Here is a 20,142-nt window from a genome sequence, read left to right on the forward strand (position 1 = left end):
TCAAGCGCTGGAGTGCCAAAGGAATGGCCGGAAATTTCTCGTTCGATCAATTGAAGAAAGCGGTCTCCAGCGGCGAGATCGACACGGTGCTGGCCTGCATCGTCGACATGCAGGGCCGACTGGCGGGCAAACGGTTCCTGGCGCAATACTTCGTCGATTCCGCGCACGACGAAACGCATGGCTGCAACTATCTGCTGGCCGCCGACATCGATATGGAGCCCGTGCCCGGCTACAAGGCGGCGAGCTGGTCGAAAGGGTATGGCGACTTCGTTATGAAGCCGGATCTGGCCACGCTTCGGCGCATTCCCTGGCTGGAAAAGACCGCACTTGTGATCTGCGACGTGCTCGACCACCACACGCATGACGACCTGCCGCACTCGCCGCGCGCCATCCTCAAGAAGCAGGTCAAGCGGCTGACGGAGCGCGGCTATATCGGCTATTTCGCTTCAGAGCTGGAATTCTACCTGTTCAACGAGACCTACGATTCCGCCCGCAAGAAGCATTGGCAGGGCCTCGACACGGCATCGCCCTATATCGGCGATTACCAGATCGGCATCACCACCAAGGAAGAAGGCGTCATGCGCCGGCTTCGCAACGAGATGGAAGCGGCCGGCATCCCGATCGAGAATTCCAAGGGTGAATGGGGTCCCGGCCAGGAAGAGATCAATGTGCGCTACGCCGAGGCGCTCGACATGGCCGACCGCCACGTCATCCTGAAGAACGGCGCCAAGGAAATCGCCGAGTCCGAGGGCAAGGCAATTTCGTTCATGTCCAAATACAATTACGGGCTCGCCGGCAATTCCAGCCACATCCACAATTCGCTGTGGAGCGCCGACGGCAAGACGCCGCTGTTCTTCGACAAAAATGCGGAGTGGACGCTGTCGACGCTCGGCCAGCAATGGGCGGCAGGCCAACTCAAATACGCCAACGAATTCACCTGGTTCCTGGCGCCTTACGTCAACTCCTACAAGCGCTTCCAGGCTGGAACCTTCGCGCCGACCAAGATCATGTGGAGCGAGGACAACCGCACCGCCGGTTTCCGGCTGTGCGGCGAGGGCACCAAGGGCATCCGCATGGAGTGCCGCATCGGCGGCGCCGACCTCAACCCCTATCTTGCCTTCGCGGCGCTGATCGCAGCCGGCCTTGCCGGCATCGACGAGAAACTGGACTTGCAAAAGCCGTTTGTCGGTGATGCCTATCAGGCATCTCGCCTGCCGGAGATCCCGAAGACGCTGCGCGATGCCACCGAGACGCTGACGAACTCGATGATGCTGAAGCAGGCGCTCGGCGAGGACGTGCTTGAACACTATGTCCACACCGCAAAATGGGAGCAGTTCGAATACGACCGCCGGATTACGGATTGGGAACTGCATAGAGGGTTCGAGCGGTACTAAGTACCGTTTCTCGGCGCCGCCCCTCACTCTTATCCTCTCCCCGTGTAGAGCGGGGAGAGGGGCCGCAAGCGCTGGGCCACGTCCCTTTCCCCGTCACAATCGGGAAAAGGGGCCGGCAGGCGGATGAGGGACAGCGCTAGACCACAAGATTTTCGTTACAGAATGCGAGGACTTACAAAATGACCGAAACGGTCAAACTCATATCCCCAGTCGATGGCTCGATCTATGCCGAGCGGCCGATCGCGACAGACCAGGCGGTGAGCGCCGCGGTCGAGCGCGCCAAAGCGGCTCAGGAGAAGTGGGCTGAGACGCCGATCGTCGAGCGCGGCAAGTACATGCTGGCGATGCTGGAAGCGCTGGTTGCGATGACCGACGAGATCGTGCCGGAGATCGCCTGGCAGATGGGGCGGCCTGTTCGTTATGGCGGCGAGTTCGGCGGCGTCAAGGAACGCACCAACTACATGGTCGAGATCGCCGAACAGGCACTCAGGTCAGTGCCGGCTTCCAATCCGAAGGATGGCTTCCGCCGCTATGTGAAGAAGGATCCGCTTGGCGTGGTCATGGTGATCGCGCCGTGGAATTATCCTTATCTCACCGCCGTCAACACCATCGTGCCGGCACTGATGGCCGGCAACGCCGTCATCCTCAAGCATGCGGCGCAGACTCTGCTGGTCGGCGAACGCTTCCAACAGGCGTTCGACAGAGTGGGGCTGCCCAAGGGCGTGTTCCAGAACGTCGTGCTGAACCACGCCCAGACAGAAAAACTGCTCGGCTCGGGCAAGATCGACCATGTCAACTTCACCGGCTCGGTCGGCGGCGGCCGCGCCATCGAAAAGGCGGCGGCGGGCACCTTCATGACGCTCGGCCTGGAGCTTGGCGGCAAGGATCCGGCCTATGTGCTGCCCGACGCCAAGATGGACCATGCGGTCGCCAATCTGGTCGACGGCGCCTTCTACAATTCCGGTCAATGCTGCTGCGGCATCGAACGCGTCTATGTGCACGAAAAGGTCTATGACGAATTCGTCGAGGGCTTCATCGCCGAGACGAAGAACTATGTCGTCGGCAATCCGCTCGACCAGGCGACGACGACGGGGCCGATGGCGCAGGCGCGCTTCGCCGACCTGATCCGCGAACAGAAGGCCGAGGCACTGCGCAAGGGCGCGGTGGCACACATCAACATGAAAGTGGCGAACGACAAGGCCGGCTCGCCCTATCTGGCACCGGAAGTGCTGACCAATGTCGACCATCAGATGAGCGTCATGCGCGAGGAGAGCTTTGGGCCGATCGTCGGCATCATGAAGGTGCGCAACGACGAAGAGGCGATCGCGCTGATGAACGACAGTCCCTACGGGCTGACGGCCTCGATCTGGACGCGCGATACCGAGCATGCGGTGGCGATCGGCAACCGCGTCGAAACCGGCACGGTGTTCATGAACCGCTGCGACTACCTCGACCCGGCGCTGGTCTGGACCGGCGTCAAGGACACCGGCAAGGGTGCCGGCTTATCCGCCATCGGCTATGACAATCTGACCCGGCCGAAATCATTCCATCTGCGCGAAGCCATCTGAGCTGCCTGAGTACCGAGCATTGGGCCACTCAAGGAGGAGAAATGTCTGAGATACAGCCGTCCGCACCATTGGCCCGTCAGGGGCCAGAGGGTATTGGCGGCTACCTCGTCATGCCGATGCTTGGCCTCATTTTCATGCCTCTGGTTGGTCTGGTTGTGTTCGAGCACCATATCGGCCTGTCCGAGTATTTTAGCCTACTAACCGGTGCGCAGCAGGTCTTTGTCGTAACGGAGATTTTCGGATATCTGGCGATCGCGGTCGCCTGCCCGCTGGGCTTGCTCGTTTTGCTGATTGGCAAGAGGCGGGCCTTTCCACGCCTTTACATCGTCTGGGCCGCCGTCAGTCCCGTCTCTATCCTGACCGATCTTGCCGCCGGGAGCATCCTTCTTGGCGATATCTTTGAGGCGCAAGGCGTGGCTTTGTTCGATGGAGAGGCGGCAAAGAATATTCAACACTCGATCGTCTATTCCGTAATCTGGATTCTATACATGCAGAAGTCCCGGCGGGTTCAGAACACTTTCACCCAATAGCCACCACTCACAATGTCCTGAAATCGAGAAAAAATGTCCAAGCTGATCTCCAAATGGAACTACCCCACCACCGTCCGCTTCGGCGCCGGGCGCATCAAGGAATTGCCTGAGGTGCTGTCGGCCACCGGCATCAAGCGGCCGCTGTTCGTCACCGATCCAGGCCTGGCGAAACTGCCGGTCGTCGCCTCGACGCTGAAGATCCTTGACGACGCCAAGGTTCCCTACGGCGTCTTTTCGGAGGTCAGGCCGAACCCGGTCGAATCCAATCTGACCGCCGGCATCGCCGTGTTCAAGAAGGGCAAGCATGACGGCGTCATCGCCTTCGGTGGCGGCTCGGCGCTCGATCTCGGCAAGCTGATTGCCTTCCAGGCCGGGCAGACCAGGCCGGTGTGGGACTTCGAGGATGTCGACGACTGGTGGACGCGCGCCAATTCGGATGCCATCGCGCCGATCATCGCCGTGCCGACCACCGCCGGTACGGGATCGGAGGTCGGCCGCGCCGGTGTCATCACCAATGAGGCGACGCACACCAAGAAGGTCATCTTTCATCCGAAACTTTTGCCGGCAATCGTCATCGCCGATCCGGAACTGTCGGTCGGCATGCCCGGCTTCATCACCGCCGGTACCGGCATGGACGCGCTTGCCCACTGCCTCGAAGCCTATTGCGCGCCGGGCTACCATCCGATGGCCGACGGCATTGCCGTTGAAGGTGTGAGGCTGGTCTTCGAGAACCTGCCGAAGGCTTTTGCCAACGGCAAGGATCTCGTTGCGCGCGCCCATATGATGAGTGCTGCCGCGATGGGCGCCACCGCGTTCCAGAAGGGGCTCGGCGCCATCCATTCGCTGTCGCATCCGATCGGCGCGCTCTACGATACCCATCACGGCATGACCAATGCGGTGTTCATGCCCTATGTGCTGGCCTTCAACCGGGAATCGATCGAGGAGCGTATTGGCCGGCTCGCCGCCTATTGCGGCATCAAGGGCGGCTTCGACGGCTTCGCCAAGGCGATCGTCAAGCTGCGCAAGGAATTGAAGGTGCCGCACGCGCTGCCGGGCCTGATCAAGGGGCTCGACATGGACAAGAAGCGCAAGGGGCTGATCGCCGACATGGCGGTGGTCGATCCGACCGCAGGCGGCAACCCGGTCAAGCTGACCAAGAAGGCGGCGCTGACGTTGCTCGAAAACGCCATCGCCGGCACGGTCTGAGGCTTTTTCCGCATCGCAAAGTGATTTGAAAAGGGGCTACAAAAACAAGGGGGAGGATGACGGGCAAGGCAGAAATTAGTTAGCCGGAAAAAGAATCGCGAAGCGATTGCTACAACCGGTTAAAAAGAGTTTACTTTTTCGCACTGCGAGCAGCCGGTTTCATAAAGCTTTCATCTGGCTGTCACATGAAAACGATACCGCATCGCAGGCGTCCAACGGCGTCAGTTCAACGGAGAGAACACATGTTCAAATTCACGGGGAAAGTGCTTTCCCTTTCGGCCGCGGCGCTTTTCGCGTCGACGGTGATTTCGTCCGCGGATTCGATGGACGATCTCGTCAAGGCCGCCAAGGCCGAAGGCCAGCTTACCACCATCGCGCTGCCGCATGACTGGTGCGGTTACGGCGACGTTATCGCCGGTTTCAAGGCGAAGTATCCGGAAATCACCGTCAACGAACTCAACCCCGATGCCGGTTCCGGTGACGAGGTCGAGGCGATCAAGGCCAACAAGGACAACAAGGGCCCGCAGGCGCCCGACGTCATCGACGTCGGCTTGTCGTTCGGCCCGTCGGCCAAGAAGGATGGCCTGATCCAGGCTTACAAGGTGTCGACCTGGGACTCGATCCCAGAGAGCGCCAAGGACGCCGAAGGGTTCTGGACCGGCGACTACTACGGCGTGCTGTCCTTCCAGGTGAACAAGGATCTGGTCAAGGAATCGCCGAAGGATTGGGCCGACCTGCTGAAGCCGGAATTCGCCAACTCGGTCGCTTTGGCCGGTGATCCGCGCGCGTCGAACCAGGCCATCCAGGCGGTATATGCCGCTGGCCTGTCGTCGGGTGCGGCTGCTGGCGAGGCAGCCGGCACCGCTGGCCTCGACTTCTTCAAGAAGCTCAACGCCGCCGGCAATTTCGTGCCGGTCATCGGCAAGGCCGCCACGCTCGCCCAGGGTCAGACTCCGATCCTCGTCACCTGGGACTACAACGCGCTCGCCGGCCGTGACACGCTGAAGGGCAACCCGCCCGTCGACGTCGTCGTGCCGAAGACCGGTGTCGTCGCCGGCGTCTACGTGCAGGCGATCAGCGCCTACGCGCCGCACCCGAACGCAGCCAAGCTCTGGCTGGAATACCTCTATTCCGACGAAGGCCAGATCGCTTGGCTGAAGGGCTATTGCCACCCGATCCGCTTCAACGATCTTGCCAAGAACAACAAGATCCCGGCGGACGTGCTGGCCAAGCTGCCGCCGGCTGAGTCCTATGCGGCCGCGGCGTTCCCGACGCTCGACGAGCAGGGCAAGGCGAAGGAAGCCATCACCAAGAACTGGGATGCCGTTGTCGGCGCCAACGTCAAGTAAGTTATGCCATGCCGGGCGGCCTCTGGGTCGCCCGGTCTTTCTCTCGAAGACGGTAGCCGGCGCATGACCGATATCTCAATGTCCGACCACGCTGTTACCGGCAAGACTGCGCCTCCCGCCGAAGCACGTAGCATGCGGCTGCCCACGCAATGGCTTGGTGTCGCGCCGTTCTTCATCTTCGCCATCATGTTCCTGATCCTGCCGACGCTGTATCTGATGCTAGGCGCGTTCCAGAATGAGGCGGGTGAATTCACCTTCGAAAATATTGCCGCACTGGCGCAGCCTTCGATCGTTGCCGCCTACTGGATTTCGATCAAGGTCAGCCTCGCTTCATCGCTGATTGGCGCCTTTGCGGGGCTGGCGATTGCCATTGCCATCGTGCGCGGCGGCCTGCCGGATTGGATACGCTCGGCGACACTGACGTTTTCCGGCGTGGCCTCCAATTTCGCCGGCGTGCCGCTGGCCTTCGCCTTCCTCGCCACGCTCGGCCGGCTCGGCCTTGCGACGGTGATCCTGAACACCCTGTTTGGCCTTAACATCTATGCGCATGGTTTCAACATCCTGTCATTCTGGGGCCTGACGCTGACCTATGTCTATTTCCAGATACCGCTGATGGTGGTCATCATCGTGCCAGCCATCGACGGGCTGAAGAAGGAATGGGGCGAGGCCGCCGCGACGCTGGGCGCGACCATGTCGCAGTACTGGCGCATGGTGGTCATTCCGGTGATCTGGCCGAGTTTCCTCGGCACCGTGATCCTGTTGTTCGCCAACGCCTTCGGCGCCATCGCCACCGCCTATGCATTGACCGGCTCGTCGCTCAACATCGTGCCGATCCTGCTCTATGCCCAGATCCGTGGAGACGTGCTGCACAATGCCCATCTCGGCTACGCCATAGCCTTCGGCATGATCGTCATTACCGGTCTTGCCAATGTTTTCTACATCTGGTTCCGCACCCGTTCCGAGAGGTGGCTCAAATGAAGGCTGGCAGGTTCTGGGCCTGGGTCGTCTTCGCGCTGGGCGCGGCCTATTTCTTCATTCCGCTGATTGCGACGGTGGAGTTCTCCATGCGCATGCGGCGTGGCGAGTACTCCTTGGACGCCTACAAGGTCGTGCTCGGCGATGCCCGCTTCCAGGCGACCTTCGGCTATTCGGTGCTCGCCGCCGTCTTCACCATCATTCTCGGCGTGCTCATCGTGGTGCCGGCTGCATACTGGATCCGGCTGCGCCTGCCGCAGTTGCGGCCGATCGTCGAGTTCATCACGCTGCTGCCGCTGGTCATCCCGGCCATCGTCATCGTCTTCGGCTACATCAGAATGTACGGGTCGAATTCGCCGCTGCCGTTCCTGGCGACCGATACAGGCACCAATGCCTTGCTGGTCATCGGCTATGCGACACTGGCGTTGCCTTATATGTATCGCGCCGTCGACACAGGGCTTCGCACCATCGACGTGCGTACCCTCACGGAAGCGGCACAGATCCTTGGTGCTGGTTGGGGGACGATCATCACCCGCGTCATCCTGCCCAATGTGCTGATCGCGGTGCTGTCGGGCGCCTTCCTCACTTTCGCTATCGTCATTGGCGAGTTCACCATGGCGAGCCTGCTCAATCGGCCGGCTTTCGGCCCCTATCTGCAGAATATCGGCGCCAATCGCGCTTATGAGCCGGCAGCGCTCGCCATTATCGCCTTCGCCATTACCTGGGGCTGCATGTCGCTGATCCAAATCCTGTCCCGCTTCGCGCCGAGATCGGCGAACCGCCCGAACTGAAAGTCAAAGCCATGGCCGACCCGTTCCTGTCCATCCAGCACGTTCGAAAATCCTTCGGCGCCACCACGGTGGTGGAGGACTTCAATCTTGACGTCGAGCGCGGCGAATTCGTCTCTTTCCTCGGCCCGTCCGGCTGCGGCAAGACCACGGTGCTGCGGATGGTCGCGGGCTTCGAGGAGCCGAGCGCCGGCAAGATCGTCGTCGGTGGCAAGGACATTACGAGGCTGAAGCCCAACCAGCGCAATGTCGGCATGGTGTTCCAGGCCTATGCGCTGTTTCCGAACCTGACCGTGGCGCAGAATATCGGCTTCGGCCTCAAGGTCGCGGGCATGCCCAGGGCGGACATCGATGCCCGTGTCGCCGAGATGCTCGACATCATCAAGCTCCCGCAGATGGCGGATCGCTATCCCTACCAGCTCTCGGGTGGCCAGCAGCAGCGCATCGCGCTGGCTCGCGCCATCGCGCCGAAGCCGAAGCTGCTGCTGCTCGATGAACCGCTGTCGGCGCTCGATGCCAAGGTGCGTGTGTCGCTGCGCGAGGAAATCCGCTCGATCCAGAAGAAGCTCGGCATCACCACCATCTTCGTGACGCACGACCAGGAAGAGGCGTTGTCGATCTCGGACCGCATCGCCGTCATGCATGGTGGCAAGGCCGAGCAGGTCGGCACGCCGTTCGAGATCTACAACCGCCCGGCAACCAAGTTCGTCGCCAACTTCGTCGGCACGCTGAACGTGCTGGAAGGCACCGTCACCGATGCCTTGGCAGGCACGGTGCGGGTCAACAGCGAAGAGGTCTCGCTCAAGGGCAAGCTCAACGGTTCCAAATCCGGTGACACGCTGTCGCTGGCGCTGCGCCCGGAAGCGATCTCGCTGGGCCGCCAGCCCGGCCGTGACTCCAGCCTTTCGGGAGAAATTTCCGAAGTGCATTTCCTCGGCTCGGTCATCCGGGTTCGCGTCGGCATCGGCGGCAGCACGGTCTCGCTCGACACGTTCAACAGCCCGGCAACGCCGCCCCCGGCAGTTGGCGAAAAGGCGGAGATTTCGTTCTCGTCGAGCGACATGCTGGTGCTGCACTAGGCTGTGCCGATATTCAGGTGAGGCCGACCGACAAATGCCGGTTTCCTGCGCTTCCGGTGCCTCACCTATCCCAGATTAATTACGCTCCGGTTCCAGGAATCATCATTTTCGACCCGGCGTGACCTCAATCTCGACACGACCTGGGCCCCTCCAAATAGAATGTTCTCGAGCCGGCGCGCTATCCATAGCTGCGACTCGCCTGAAGGCCGGCCGGCTCGCCGATCAAACATCCTGCGCTTGGCCGCTTTGCCACTGCCGCCAATTCCGCTTCACGGATATAACAAGCCATGGCTCTTTTCGAACTCACGCTTGTCCTGCTTTTGATCGCTGTCGCGCTGACGGCGCTGTCGCGACGGCTGGAGGTTCCTTATCCGTCCCTGCTGGCTTTGGCCGGGGTGGGCATCGCCTTCGTGCCGGGTGCGCCAATGATCGAAATCGATCCGGAACTGGCGCTTGCCCTGTTCATCGCCCCGGTGCTTCTCGACGCCGCCTATGACACTTCGTTACGCGACCTGAAGCGCTACCGGCTGTCGCTGGCACTGCTGGCACTTGGCGCCGTTGTCTTCACCACTGTGGTGGTTGCGTTCGTCGGCTGGAAGATGGCCGGTCTGCCGATAGCGGCGGCGATCGCGCTCGGCGCAATCGTAGCACCTCCGGATGCGGTGGCGGCATCTGCTGTGCTCGGACAATTCAAGGTGCCGCACCGCATCACCGCCATCCTGCAGGGCGAGAGCCTGCTCAACGATGCCACGGCACTGCTGATCTATCGGCTGGCGGTTTCGGCAGCGCTCGGCTCGATCATGCTGAGCAACGCCATTCCGACGATCTTGTTGTCAACAATAGGCAGCCTGGTTGCGGGTTATCTGCTTGGCCGCCTCTCGCTTATGACGCTCACCCGGATCGAGGATGCGGCGAGCAGCACGGTGGTGCAATTCGCCGGAACTTTCGGGGTCTGGATCCTCGCTGACAGGCTCGGCCTTTCGGCCATCATCACCATCGTGGTCTATGCCATGACCATCGCCCGCACCGCGCCGCGCCGCATGCCGGCCAGAAATCGCATCAGCTCCTATTCAGTTTGGGAAACGGCAGTCTTTGTCCTCAATGTATTGGCTTTCGTGCTGATGGGCCTGCAGGCGCGCACGATTGTTGGCAGGCTTGCCGGCGCGGGGCAGACTGATGCGTTCGTCCTGGCCGGTATCGTGCTTGCCATCGTCATCGTTTCACGTCTGATCTGGGTGCTGGGCTGCGGCGCGATCATCAGGTGGTTTGCCCGTTTCGGCAGCGCGGATCGTCAGCGGGACGCGCCATCGCTTCGCGGCGGCATGCTCATCGGCTGGTGCGGGATGCGCGGTCTGGTGACGCTTGCGGCGGCATTCGCCTTGCCGGCTGAGTTCCCCGCCCGCGACCCGATCGTGCTCGCTGCCTTCACGGTCGTGCTCGGCACGCTGGTGTTGCAAGGCATGAGCCTGAAGCCGCTGCTGCGCCTGCTGAACCTCGACCCGGACGAAACCGTTGCCCGCGAGGTTGCGCAGGCACGCGTTGTGGTGATGCAGGCCGCCCTCGATATATTGAGCGGCAAGACATCGGACGCGGCGGCCGCAGTGCGCGAGCAGTATGCCGCTCAACGCAAGATCGCCAAAAATCCTGACGATGCCCAGGCGGCGACCGAGTATGACCGCCTGCGCCTCTATGCCATTAAGAGCCAGCGTGACGCGCTGGAGGAACTGCGCCGCAACGGCACGATCGGTGACGAAGCCTATCACCGCCTGGAGGAAGAGATCGACTGGACCGAACTGGCTGCGTCGCCACCCGGCCGGTTCCAGCCGCTGACGACATAGCCGCTGGCCCAGCCCCGTCGCTCGCTCGGCACATTGCAACGCTATCGCCGAACGGCTACTGCCATCACAAAATTGAGCCGGATAAGCAATGAAGCTGGTCAGCTACAACATCCAGTACGGGTTCGGCGGCGACGGGCGCTACGATCTTTCGCGCGCAGCGCGCATCGTTGCCGGCGCCGACATCATTGCGCTGCAAGAGGTGGAGCGGCACTGGCAACGCAGCAATTTCGACGACCAGCCGGAGCTGCTTTCGCGCCTGCTGCCCGACTATCACTGGGTTTACGGCCCAGCTTTCGACATGGATGCCAGCGAGCAGCGCGACCGCCGCATTGTCAACCGGCGCCGCCAGTTCGGCACCATGGTGGTGTCGAAGCTGCCCATCGTCTGGTCGCGGCTGCATGCGCTGCCGATGCGCCGTACGCTGCGGCCGCTCAACACGCGCAATGCGGCACTCGAATGCATGATCCGCACGCCGGCCGGCCCGGTGCGGGTGTTGTCGCTGCATCTCGCCCATATCGCGGTCGAGGAGCGGCTGGAGCAGATCGATTACCTCATGGCCGCGCACCGCCGGGCGCCGTCCGATGGCGGGCCGTGGAGCGGCGTCGACGACGAGCCCACGCGCAACTGGACCAGCGGCGAAGCGGAGCCGGAGAACCCGCTGGCGGCGATCTGGATGGGCGATTTCAACATGGAACCGGGCAGTGCCGAATACCGCCGCATCGTCGGCAGCACGCCCTACCATCGCGGTGCTGCCTATCTTGACGGCTTCGTCGATGCCGCCGCCATTGCCAGCGAGCCGGCCGCGGATTTCCACACCCATGTGAAGAGCATCGACGGTAAGGTGGCAAAGCGGCGGCTCGACCATTGCTTCGTCGCCGGCATGTTTGCCGGGCGCGTGCGTTCGATCAGTGCCGACATCGGCGAGGTTGCGTCGGACCATTTCCCGCTGCGGGTCGACATCGATCTGGAAACGCCCGGCATCGCCCCATGACACTGTTCGTCTTCTTCGCGGTGCTTGCCGCCGCCGCCATGCATGCGATCTGGAACGCGCTGGTCAAGGTCCATCTCGACCGCTTCCTGTCGATCACGCTGATGACGCTCGGCATGGGCGCCGCGGCCCTGCTGGTGCTGCCCTTCGTTGAAGTGCCGAAGGCGGATGTGTGGCCCTACATCATCGCCTCGGTGTTTTTCCATATGGGTTACCGGACCTTCCTGATCGGCGCCTACAAGGCCGGCGACTTCGCCCAGACCTATCCGTTGGCGCGCGGCACCGCACCGCTGCTGGCGGCGCTTGGCGGCATGTTCGTCGTCGCCGAGGTTCCGGCCCCGCTTGCCATTCTGGGTATCTTTCTGTTGTCGACCGGCACGCTGGTGATGTCGTTTCGCGGCGGCGCCCATCTGGAGAGGCTCAATTTGCGCGCGGTCGGCTTTGCGCTGGCCACCTCGATCTTCATCGCCAGCTACACACTGTCGGACGGCAGCGGCGCACGGCTGGCCGCCACGGCGCAGAGCTATGCCGCCTGGCTGTTCATCTGCGATGCTTTTGGCGCCTTGGCTGTGTGCCTCATCTTCCGTGGGCCGAAGGCGCTGCCGGTGCTGGCGCGTGACTGGAAGGCAGGGCTGTTCACCGGCGTGCTCAGTGGCGCGGCCTACTGGATCGTCATGTGGGCGATGACCAAGGCGCCGATCGCCTCGGTGGCGTCGCTGCGCGAAACCTCGATCCTGTTTGCCATGATGATCTCGGTGTTCGCGCTCGGCGAGAAGATGACGGGCTGGCGCGGGGCCGCCGCGCTCAGCATCGTCGCCGGAGTCGTCGCGCTCAGGCTCGGTTAGTCCAGGTTTCGTCTCGCGATCACCCATTTAACCACTAGGTATGGGGCGACGAAACTAAGCACATCTACAAATGTGCCCCAATTTTTCGATTGCAGCGCGCTAGAGCCCCAGATTTGGTAACCCATGTTACCCAGGTAGAAGTTTGTTGGGTATACAACCGCTAAGCAGATTAAACCTGCAACAACGGCCCGCTTTGGCCCCAACTGATGGTACCATTCCGATTGTCTCACAATAGACTCTCCGGTTCGCCAGGTAGGAAATATCAGTGATGTTGCATAGTTTCGGGGGAACGTGAGCATCTTGTCTTAAGGAGCAATCCTCAGGTCGAAGACCATCAGTCCGTCGGTGCCGCCTTCGAGCGCCGCGACCAGTCTTGCGCCGGCGCGCTGATGGGCCTCGTGCACCAAATAGGCGTCGCGCGCGGCGGCATCGCGAAAGTCGATAGTGAAGCCGTGGGTGAAGCCGCGCGCGAACGGCTCCGGGCTGACATTGACGCTGAAATTTACCGCGTCCATGCCGTCGATAGCCTGTCGCAGTGCCTCGAGGTCGGCATGGATCGCCTTGCGTTCAGCGGCGGGTACATCGTTGCGGAATCTAGCGAACACACAGTGCCTGATCATTTCTTTGACCCTAAGCCGCCCGGTTTCCAGAGAACACGGCCGGCGGCAGCGGCTCACGGCCGAGGATCAGGTCGGCGCCCTTTTCGCCGACCATGATGGTCGGCGCATTGGTGTTGGAGGAGGGCACGCGCGGCATCACCGAGGCGTCGCAGACGCGCAGGCCTTCGATGCCGCGCAGCCGAAGATCCGGTGTCACCACAGCCATGTCGTCATGACCCATACGGCAGGTGCCGACCGGATGGTGGTCGGTCTTGGAACTGCGGCAGGCATAATCGAACAGCTCGTCGTCGCTGGCAAGAGACGGGCCGGGGAGCACCTCGCGCATCACATAAGGGGCGAGCGCCTTCTGCCGCATGATCTCACGCGCCAGTCTCAGCCCCTTGATGGACATGGCGCGGTCATAGGGATCGGACCAGTAGTTCGGATCGATCAACGGGTGGTCGGCGGGATCGGCACTTTTCAGCCGCACCGTGCCGCGCGAGCGCGGCCGCAGGAAGGCCGAGTTCAAGGTGACACCGGGGTTTTTCAGCTTCTCGACGCCGGCCTCGATGCCGGAACCCAAGCCGAGATGGAACTGGATGTCGGGCGAGGCGGCGGTCGGGTCGGCATACCAGAAGCCGCCGGTCTCGAACAGGCTGGAGGCCACCGGCCCCTTCTTCAGCAGCAGGTATTGCAGGCCGGCCCAGGCCGTGCGGTGCAGCTTGGCGTAGTTGTCATAAGTGTGGTCGCCGGTGCATTCGGCGATGACGAACAAATCGAGATGGTCCTGCATGTTGGAGCCGACGCCGGGCAAATCATGCACCGGCATGACGCCGACCGCCTTCAGATGGTCAGCCGGACCGATGCCCGATTGCATCAAGAGTTTCGGCGAGCCAATGGCGCCGGACGAGACGATCACCTCGCGCTCGGCGCGCAGGATTTTCTTCTCGCCGCCTGGTCTGTCGACAATTTCGACGCCGATGGCGCGGCCCTTTTCAACGACGATGCGCGTCACCAGCGCATCGGTCCTGACGGTCAGGTTCTTGCGCGCACGGATCGGTCTGAGATAGGCGACCGAAGCGGAGGAGCGCCTCGCGTCCTTCTGGGTCAACTGGTAATAGCCGACCCCTTCCTGGCTGGCGCCATTGAAATCCGGGTTGAAGGGAATACCCATCTCCTGGCCGGCGCGGAAATAGGCCTCGCAGATAGGCAGCGGCGAAATCGGGTTCGACACGCCAAGCGGGCCCTGGTCGCCGTGAAAGTCGTTGGCGTATCGCTGGTTGTTCTCGGCGCGTTTGAAGTAAGGCAGCACGTCGCGGTAGCCCCAGCCGGTGAGACCCTCTTCCTTCTCCCAGGCATCATAGTCGCGGGCATTGCCGCGCGTGTAGATCTGGGCGTTAATGGATGAGCCGCCGCCGACGACCTTGGCCTGCGTGTACCAGAAGACGCGGTCCTTCATGTGCCTCTGCGGCACGGTCGACCAGCCCCAGGAGGCAATGCCCTTGGTCATCTTGGCGAAGCCGGCCGGCATGTGGATATAGGGATGCCAGTCCTTGCCGCCGGCTTCCAGCAGCAGGACCGAATTTGCCGGTTCCTCGCTCAACCGGTTGGCCAGAACGCAGCCGGCCGGACCGGCGCCCACGATGATGTAGTCGGTCATGACACTGTCCACTTACAGCCGCGGCACGGAGAGCGCGCCGTCGACATTGATGATCGAGCCGGTCGAAAAGCCGAATTTGCCGCCGGCGAGCGCCGCCACCACTGCACCGATATCCGACGCTTCGCCCCAGCGTTTAGCCGGCACCAGTCCGCCGTCGATGAGCGCATCGTATTTAGCGGCCACGCCGGATGTCATGTCGGTGCGGATGATGCCCGGCCGCACCTCGAACACGCCGATGTTTTCGGGCGCCAGCCGCAACGCCAGGTTCTTCACCCACATCGAAAGCCCGGCCTTGGAGATGCAGTAGTCGGGCCGCTCGGGCGATGCCATTTCGGCGCTGACCGACGTGATGGTGATGATCGATTTTGTGTGGTCGCCCGGTGTAGCCAGCATTGCCTTGGCGACAGCCTGGCTGAGGAACACGGTGCCGCGCAGATTGATGCCCAGCGTGCGGTCGAAATTCTCCGGTTTGAGGTCCAGCAAATCACCGCGCACGGCAGCGCCGACGCCGGCATTGTTGACCAGGCAGTTGATGCGGCCGAAGGCGCGCGTCGCGGCATCGACAAGCGTGGTGTGGCTGGCGAGATCGGCGATGTCGCAAGGGACATAAGCGAATTTCGCGCCTCGGCCGGCAATATCAGTAGCAAGACCATCTGGCGCCTGTTCGGCAAGATCGGCGACCAGGATGTCGAAGCCGGCATCCGCGAGCGCCTCGGCGCAAGCAAGCCCGATGCCGCGCGCGCCGCCGGTGACGATGGCTGCCGGGCGGGTCATGCGGTCAACTCCATCTTGCGGATATGATCAGCCACGCGCAGCGCCTGCGCGGCGATCGACAACGCCGGGTTCACGGCGGCCGAGTTCGGCAGGAAGCTGGCATCGACGACGAACAGGTTCCTGTGGTCGAACGACCGGCAGAAGGGGTCGAGCGGCGCGGTCGCCGGATCGTCGCCCATCTTCACCGTGCCGCACTGGTGCGAAGGGGTGCGCTTGTCGAAAGGCCGCGACAGCACGATTGGATAGCCGCAAGCGCGAAAATTTTCGCGCATCACCTTGGTCAGTCCGTCGAGTGACTGCATGTTGGAGCGCCGCCATTGCATGACGATGTCCTTACCGTCGACCATGATGCGGCTTTCCGGATCGGGCAGATCCTCGCACATCAGGTACCAATCGACGGCGTGGCCGGCCATGAAATCGAGCGCGAATTTCGGCGCGAACTTTACATTGGCCCTTAGCATGTTGCCGTCGATCTTGCCGAGAAGCTGGACATTGCCGAGTGGCTTGCCGCCCTTGCCGTCGGACAGATAGTAGTCGTTCAGCATCAGCGTCTTCTGGTAGACGGCATCGTTGCGGCGGCGCAGGTCGATCGCCAGCATGGCGCTCGAATTGTGGTTCATGAAATTGCGGCCGACCTGGTCGGAGCGGTTGGCGAGGCCTTTGCCGTCTGGCGAGGGCGAGCGCAGCAGGATGACGGCGGAATTGACCGCGCCGGCAGAGAGAATGACCAGCTTCGGTGATACTTTCTTCGCCTCGCCGTCCTGCCGATAGTGGATAGTGGCGATGCTTTTGCCGTCGGGTGACGCTTCCAGGTACTCGACATAGCAGCTGGTCTCGAGCCGGATGTTGCTGTCCTTGAGTGCCGCTGTCAGTGGTCCCGTCTGCGCGTCGACCTTGCCCTGGCCGGTGTTTGGGAAAGCATCCCAGCCGGTCTTGCCTTCTTTCAGCCAGGTGTCGATGTCGACGCCGAGCGGCAGCGAGGCCGGATGCAGGCCGAGGCTCTTGAGTTCGGCGCGGGCGCGGGCAATCGGTGCCTCGTCGGGCACTGGCTTGTAGGCATACGGGAGCGAGTGGAACGGCTCTGTCGGGTCTTCGCCCAGCGTGCCACGCACGCGAAACAGCTGTTCGGCTTTCGAATACCAAGGCTCGAACTCCTCATAGGAAAACGGCCAGGCCGGCGAGACGCCGCCGAAATGCTCCATGGCGGCAAAATCTTCCCTGCGATAGCGGATCAGCACCGCGCCATAGAATTTCGAATTGCCGCCGACATAATAGTAGTTGCCGGGGTTGAAGGCAGCGCCTCCGGCCTCGCGCCACATCTCCTTCGGCCGGTAGTGGCCGTCGACGAAGATCGAACGCGTGTCACGCGCGTGCGGCGTCGCGGGCAACGGCACACCGCGTTCCAGCATCAGGATCGAGGCGCCGCTTCCGGCAAGGCCGCAGGCGATCGTTGCGCCGCCTATGCCGGAGCCGATGATGACGATGTCCGGATTTGTCATGGCCGTCAGCGAATGCGGCTCTCGGTCGCCGGATCGAAGAACACTGCCTTTGTCAGGTTGAAGGCGAGCGGCGTGTTGGTGCCCGGCTGGATGTTGGCGTCGGCACGCAGCCGAGCCACCACGCCCTTGCCTCCGAGATTGGTGACGGCGAAGGTATCGGAGCCCGCCGGTTCGACGACCTCGATATGGCAGTCGGCCGTGGCGATGTTCGAGGCGTTGCGTTCGGCGCCTTCCGGATCGGTCAGCGCTTCAGGGCGGACGCCGAAGATGATCGGCTTGCCCTGGAATGCCGACAGGCCGGCCGGTGCATTGGCGATCGGCAGGTTGATCGGCGCGCGCGCCTCGCGCTGGAGCACGACGGACAGCGCGTTGCCGTTGGTGCCAATCGTCGCCGGGATCAGGTTCATTGCCGGCGACCCCATGAAGTCGGCAACGAAAAGATTGGTCGGGTTGTTGTAGATTTCGGCCGGGGTGCCGAACTGCTGTACCTCGCCGTCGCGCATGACAGCGATCTTGGTCGCCAGCGTCATCGCCTCGATCTGGTCGTGGGTGACGTAGACGATGGTGGTGCCGGTGGTGGCGTGCAGGCGCTTGATCTCGATGCGCATGTCGACGCGAAGCTTGGCGTCGAGGTTGGACAAGGGTTCATCGAACAGGAACAGTTTGGGGTCGCGCACCAGGGCCCGGCCCATGGCGACGCGCTGGCGTTGGCCGCCGGAAAGCTGGCTCGGCTTGCGCTGCAGCAGGTGGCCGATCTGCAGCACCTTGGCTACCTTGTCGATCGCCTTCTGGCGCTCCGCCGTCGGCACGCCGCGCATCTCCATGCCGAAGGAGATGTTTCCGGCCACCGTCATGTTCGGGTAGAGAGCGTAGCTCTGGAACACCATGGCGATGTCGCGCTTGGAGGGATGCAGATCGTTGATCTGGCGGCCGTCGACGCGAATTTCGCCCGAGGTGATCGTCTCCAGCCCGGCGATGGTGTTGAGCAGCGTGGACTTGCCGCAGCCGGACGGGCCGACCAGCACCAGAAAGCCGCCTTTCTCGAGCTCGACATCGATCCCTTTCAGGATCTCGACCTGGCCGAAGCGCTTTCGCAGACCATCAATTTCCAGAAAAGCCATCAGATTATCCTTTGACGGCGCCGGCCATCAGACCGCGCACGAAATAGCGGCCGGCGAGCACATAGACGAGAAGGGTGGGCAGTGCCGCGATCATCGCGGCCGCCATGTTGACGTTGTATTCGACGACGCCTGTCGAGGTGTTGACGACGTTGTTGAGCGCCACCGTCATCGGCATTACGTCGCCGGAGCCGGCATAGGCGGAGGCGAACAGGAAGTCGTTCCAGATGTTGGTGAACTGGTAGATCACCGTCACCACGATGATCGGCAGTGAGTTGGGCAGCATGATGCGCCGGAAGATCTGGAAGAAGCTTGCCCCGTCGACCTGCGCCGCCTTGACCAGTTCGGTTGGGAACGTCTCGTAGTAGTTGCGGAAGAACAGCGTGGTGAAGCCGATGCCGTAGACGACGTGGACGAAGACCAGGTTGACTGTCGAATTACCGAGGCCGAAGCTCGTTCCGGTCGCATTCTGCAAAGTCACGCCGAAACGGCCGATGCTGCCAAGGATGGTCGCCATCGGCAACAGCACCGACTGGAACGGGATGAAGCAGGCAAACAGCATCAGCCCAAACACCAGCGTCGCCCCACGAAAGCGCCATTTTGTCAGCACATAGCCGTTGAGCGCGCCGAGCAGGGTCGAGATGATGACTGCCGGAACCACCATCTTGATCGAGTTCCAGAAATAGCCCTTCATGCCGACGCAGGTCAGGCCCGAGCAAACTTCGCTCCACGCCTTTATCCATGGGTCGATGGTCGGAGCTTGTGGCAGCGCCAGCATGTTGCCGTTCTGGATCTCTTCCATGGTCTTGAACGAGGTCACCAGCATGACGAACAGCGGCATCAGGTAGAACAGCGCAAACAGCGCCAAGAGCCCGTAGATGACGACGCGGTTGATGAGCTTGAAATTGACGCCGCCGGAAGCTTGGCGGGCGGGAGTGGTGACGGCGCTCATCGCGGCTTCTCCCTGAGTTCCGAATAGAGATAGGGCACGATGATGGCGACGATGGTCATCAGCATGATCACGGCGCTGGCCGAGCCGACGGCCATCTCGTTGCGCTTGAACGTGTACTCGTACATGAAATTGGAGGGCAGCCAGGCCGAGCCGCCGGGGCCGCCGCTGGTCAGCGCGACCACCAGATCGTAGGACTTGATGGCGAGATGCGCGAGCACGATGAAGGCCGACAGGAAGATCGGCCGCAGCAGCGGGATGACGATGCGGCGGTAGAGCTGGAAGGTGGTGGCGCCATCGATCTGCGCCGCCTTCATGATCTCGCCGTCGATGCCGCGCAGGCCGGCCAGGAACATCGCCATGATGAAGCCGGAGGCCTGCCAGACGCCGGCGATGACCACCGTGTAGATGACGAAATCCTTGTTCTTGATCCAGTCGAAATGGAAGCTCGTCCAACCCCATTGATGCAAGGTCTGCTCGAGGCCGAGGCCGGGATCGAGGAACCATTTCCAGGCAACCCCGGTGACGATGAAGGACAGCGCCATCGGGTAGAGATAGATCGGCCGCAGCACGCCTTCGCCGCGGATCTTCTGATCGAGCAGGATGGCCAGGAACAGGCCGAGCGCCAGGCAGATGAAGATGTAGAGAAAACCGAAAATGCCCATGTTGGTGATCGACGTGTACCAGCTCGATGGCGGGTCGGTGTCGAAGGTCCAGCCCCACAGCCGCTGATAAGCACGCGAGCCGGTGATGGCATAGGACGGGAAGGTCTTGGAATTGGTGAAGGACAGGTAGATCGTCCACAGGATGAAGCCGTAGACGAAGACGATGGTGATGGCGAAGCTCGGCGCCAGCACGATCTTCGGCAGCGCGTCCTGCAGGCGCGAGCGCACCGAGGCGCGCGGGCGTGCGTGCTCCGGCGTCAGCTTGATCTGGCTTGTCGCTACCGTGCTCATGAAGCTCCTCCCGTCGACGCGCGACCA

At 62.3% G+C, this 20,142-nt stretch carries 18 protein-coding genes; 11 read left to right on the forward strand and 7 right to left on the reverse strand.

Going from position 1 to position 20,142, the window contains the following annotated elements; genetic code table 11:
- Positions 1–23: 23 nt before the first annotated feature.
- From NKJ89_RS02465 to NKJ89_RS02515, 11 genes are all read left to right on the forward strand, one after another.
- Positions 24–1,394: a glutamine synthetase family protein gene (locus tag NKJ89_RS02465; protein WP_352599568.1), complete on the forward strand. Its 1,371-nt coding sequence runs from the start codon at positions 24–26 to the stop codon at positions 1,392–1,394.
- 179 nt (positions 1,395–1,573) lie between these two features.
- Positions 1,574–2,962, forward strand: coding sequence for an aldehyde dehydrogenase family protein (locus tag NKJ89_RS02470; RefSeq protein ID WP_352599570.1), 1,389 nt, complete (start codon positions 1,574–1,576; stop codon positions 2,960–2,962).
- 41 nt (positions 2,963–3,003) lie between these two features.
- Positions 3,004–3,492: a DUF2569 domain-containing protein gene (locus tag NKJ89_RS02475; protein WP_352599572.1), complete on the forward strand. Its 489-nt coding sequence runs from the start codon at positions 3,004–3,006 to the stop codon at positions 3,490–3,492.
- Positions 3,493–3,525: 33 nt separating this feature from the next.
- Positions 3,526–4,698, forward strand: coding sequence for an iron-containing alcohol dehydrogenase (locus NKJ89_RS02480; RefSeq protein ID WP_352599574.1), 1,173 nt, complete (start codon positions 3,526–3,528; stop codon positions 4,696–4,698).
- A gap of 242 nt (positions 4,699–4,940) precedes the next feature.
- Positions 4,941–6,047, forward strand: coding sequence for an ABC transporter substrate-binding protein (locus NKJ89_RS02485; RefSeq protein WP_352599577.1), 1,107 nt, complete (start codon positions 4,941–4,943; stop codon positions 6,045–6,047).
- Between the two features lie 63 nt (positions 6,048–6,110).
- Positions 6,111–7,025 carry an ABC transporter permease gene (locus tag NKJ89_RS02490; protein ID WP_502904072.1) on the forward strand — a complete coding sequence of 305 codons (915 nt, stop codon included), beginning with the start codon at positions 6,111–6,113 and terminating at the stop codon, positions 7,023–7,025.
- On the forward strand, positions 7,022–7,813 hold the full coding sequence (locus tag NKJ89_RS02495) for an ABC transporter permease (protein WP_352599579.1): 792 nt from the start codon (positions 7,022–7,024) through the stop codon (positions 7,811–7,813). Before NKJ89_RS02490 ends, NKJ89_RS02495 begins: the two co-directional genes overlap by 4 nt.
- Before the next feature lie 11 nt (positions 7,814–7,824).
- Positions 7,825–8,889, forward strand: a complete 1,065-nt coding sequence (locus tag NKJ89_RS02500; RefSeq protein WP_352599582.1) for an ABC transporter ATP-binding protein — start codon at positions 7,825–7,827, stop codon at positions 8,887–8,889.
- 287 nt (positions 8,890–9,176) lie between these two features.
- The gene (locus NKJ89_RS02505) at positions 9,177–10,727 is read left to right on the forward strand and encodes a cation:proton antiporter (protein ID WP_352599584.1); all 1,551 of its coding nucleotides are present in this window, start codon (positions 9,177–9,179) and stop codon (positions 10,725–10,727) included.
- 88 nt (positions 10,728–10,815) lie between these two features.
- A complete protein-coding gene (locus NKJ89_RS02510; RefSeq protein ID WP_352599586.1) occupies positions 10,816–11,718 on the forward strand; it encodes an endonuclease/exonuclease/phosphatase family protein in 903 nt (300 codons plus the stop codon).
- Positions 11,715–12,560: an EamA family transporter gene (locus NKJ89_RS02515; RefSeq protein WP_352599588.1), complete on the forward strand. Its 846-nt coding sequence runs from the start codon at positions 11,715–11,717 to the stop codon at positions 12,558–12,560. The genes NKJ89_RS02510 and NKJ89_RS02515 overlap by 4 nt, the downstream gene beginning before the upstream one ends.
- 305 nt (positions 12,561–12,865) lie before the next feature.
- On the opposite strand, the gene NKJ89_RS02520 is transcribed toward NKJ89_RS02515, so the two are convergent.
- Genes NKJ89_RS02520 through NKJ89_RS02550 form a run of 7 tightly spaced genes read right to left on the reverse strand, consistent with a single transcriptional unit; the run spans position 12,866 to position 20,115 of the window.
- Positions 12,866–13,180, reverse strand: coding sequence for a Dabb family protein (locus NKJ89_RS02520; RefSeq protein WP_352599589.1), 315 nt, complete (start codon positions 13,178–13,180; stop codon positions 12,866–12,868).
- Between the two features lie 10 nt (positions 13,181–13,190).
- Entirely contained in the window at positions 13,191–14,819 is a 1,629-nt protein-coding gene (locus NKJ89_RS02525) for a GMC family oxidoreductase (protein WP_352599591.1), read from the reverse strand.
- A 12-nt stretch (positions 14,820–14,831) separates the two neighbouring features.
- Entirely contained in the window at positions 14,832–15,593 is a 762-nt protein-coding gene (locus NKJ89_RS02530; RefSeq protein WP_352599593.1) for a 3-ketoacyl-ACP reductase, read from the reverse strand.
- Entirely contained in the window at positions 15,590–17,092 is a 1,503-nt protein-coding gene (locus NKJ89_RS02535) for a GMC oxidoreductase (protein WP_352599595.1), read from the reverse strand. Before NKJ89_RS02535 ends, NKJ89_RS02530 begins: the two co-directional genes overlap by 4 nt.
- A gap of 5 nt (positions 17,093–17,097) precedes the next feature.
- Complete coding sequence (locus tag NKJ89_RS02540) at positions 17,098–18,213, reverse strand: ABC transporter ATP-binding protein (RefSeq protein ID WP_352599598.1); 1,116 nt, start codon at positions 18,211–18,213, stop codon at positions 17,098–17,100.
- Between the two features lie 4 nt (positions 18,214–18,217).
- On the reverse strand, positions 18,218–19,162 hold the full coding sequence (locus NKJ89_RS02545) for a carbohydrate ABC transporter permease (protein ID WP_352599601.1): 945 nt from the start codon (positions 19,160–19,162) through the stop codon (positions 18,218–18,220).
- Entirely contained in the window at positions 19,159–20,115 is a 957-nt protein-coding gene (locus NKJ89_RS02550) for a carbohydrate ABC transporter permease (RefSeq protein ID WP_352599603.1), read from the reverse strand. The genes NKJ89_RS02545 and NKJ89_RS02550 overlap by 4 nt, the downstream gene beginning before the upstream one ends.
- Between the last annotated feature and the right edge of the window lie 27 nt (positions 20,116–20,142).

Source organism: Mesorhizobium sp. M0047 (genome assembly GCF_040323315.1).
In the GTDB taxonomy this organism is placed as follows: domain Bacteria; phylum Pseudomonadota; class Alphaproteobacteria; order Rhizobiales; family Rhizobiaceae; genus Mesorhizobium.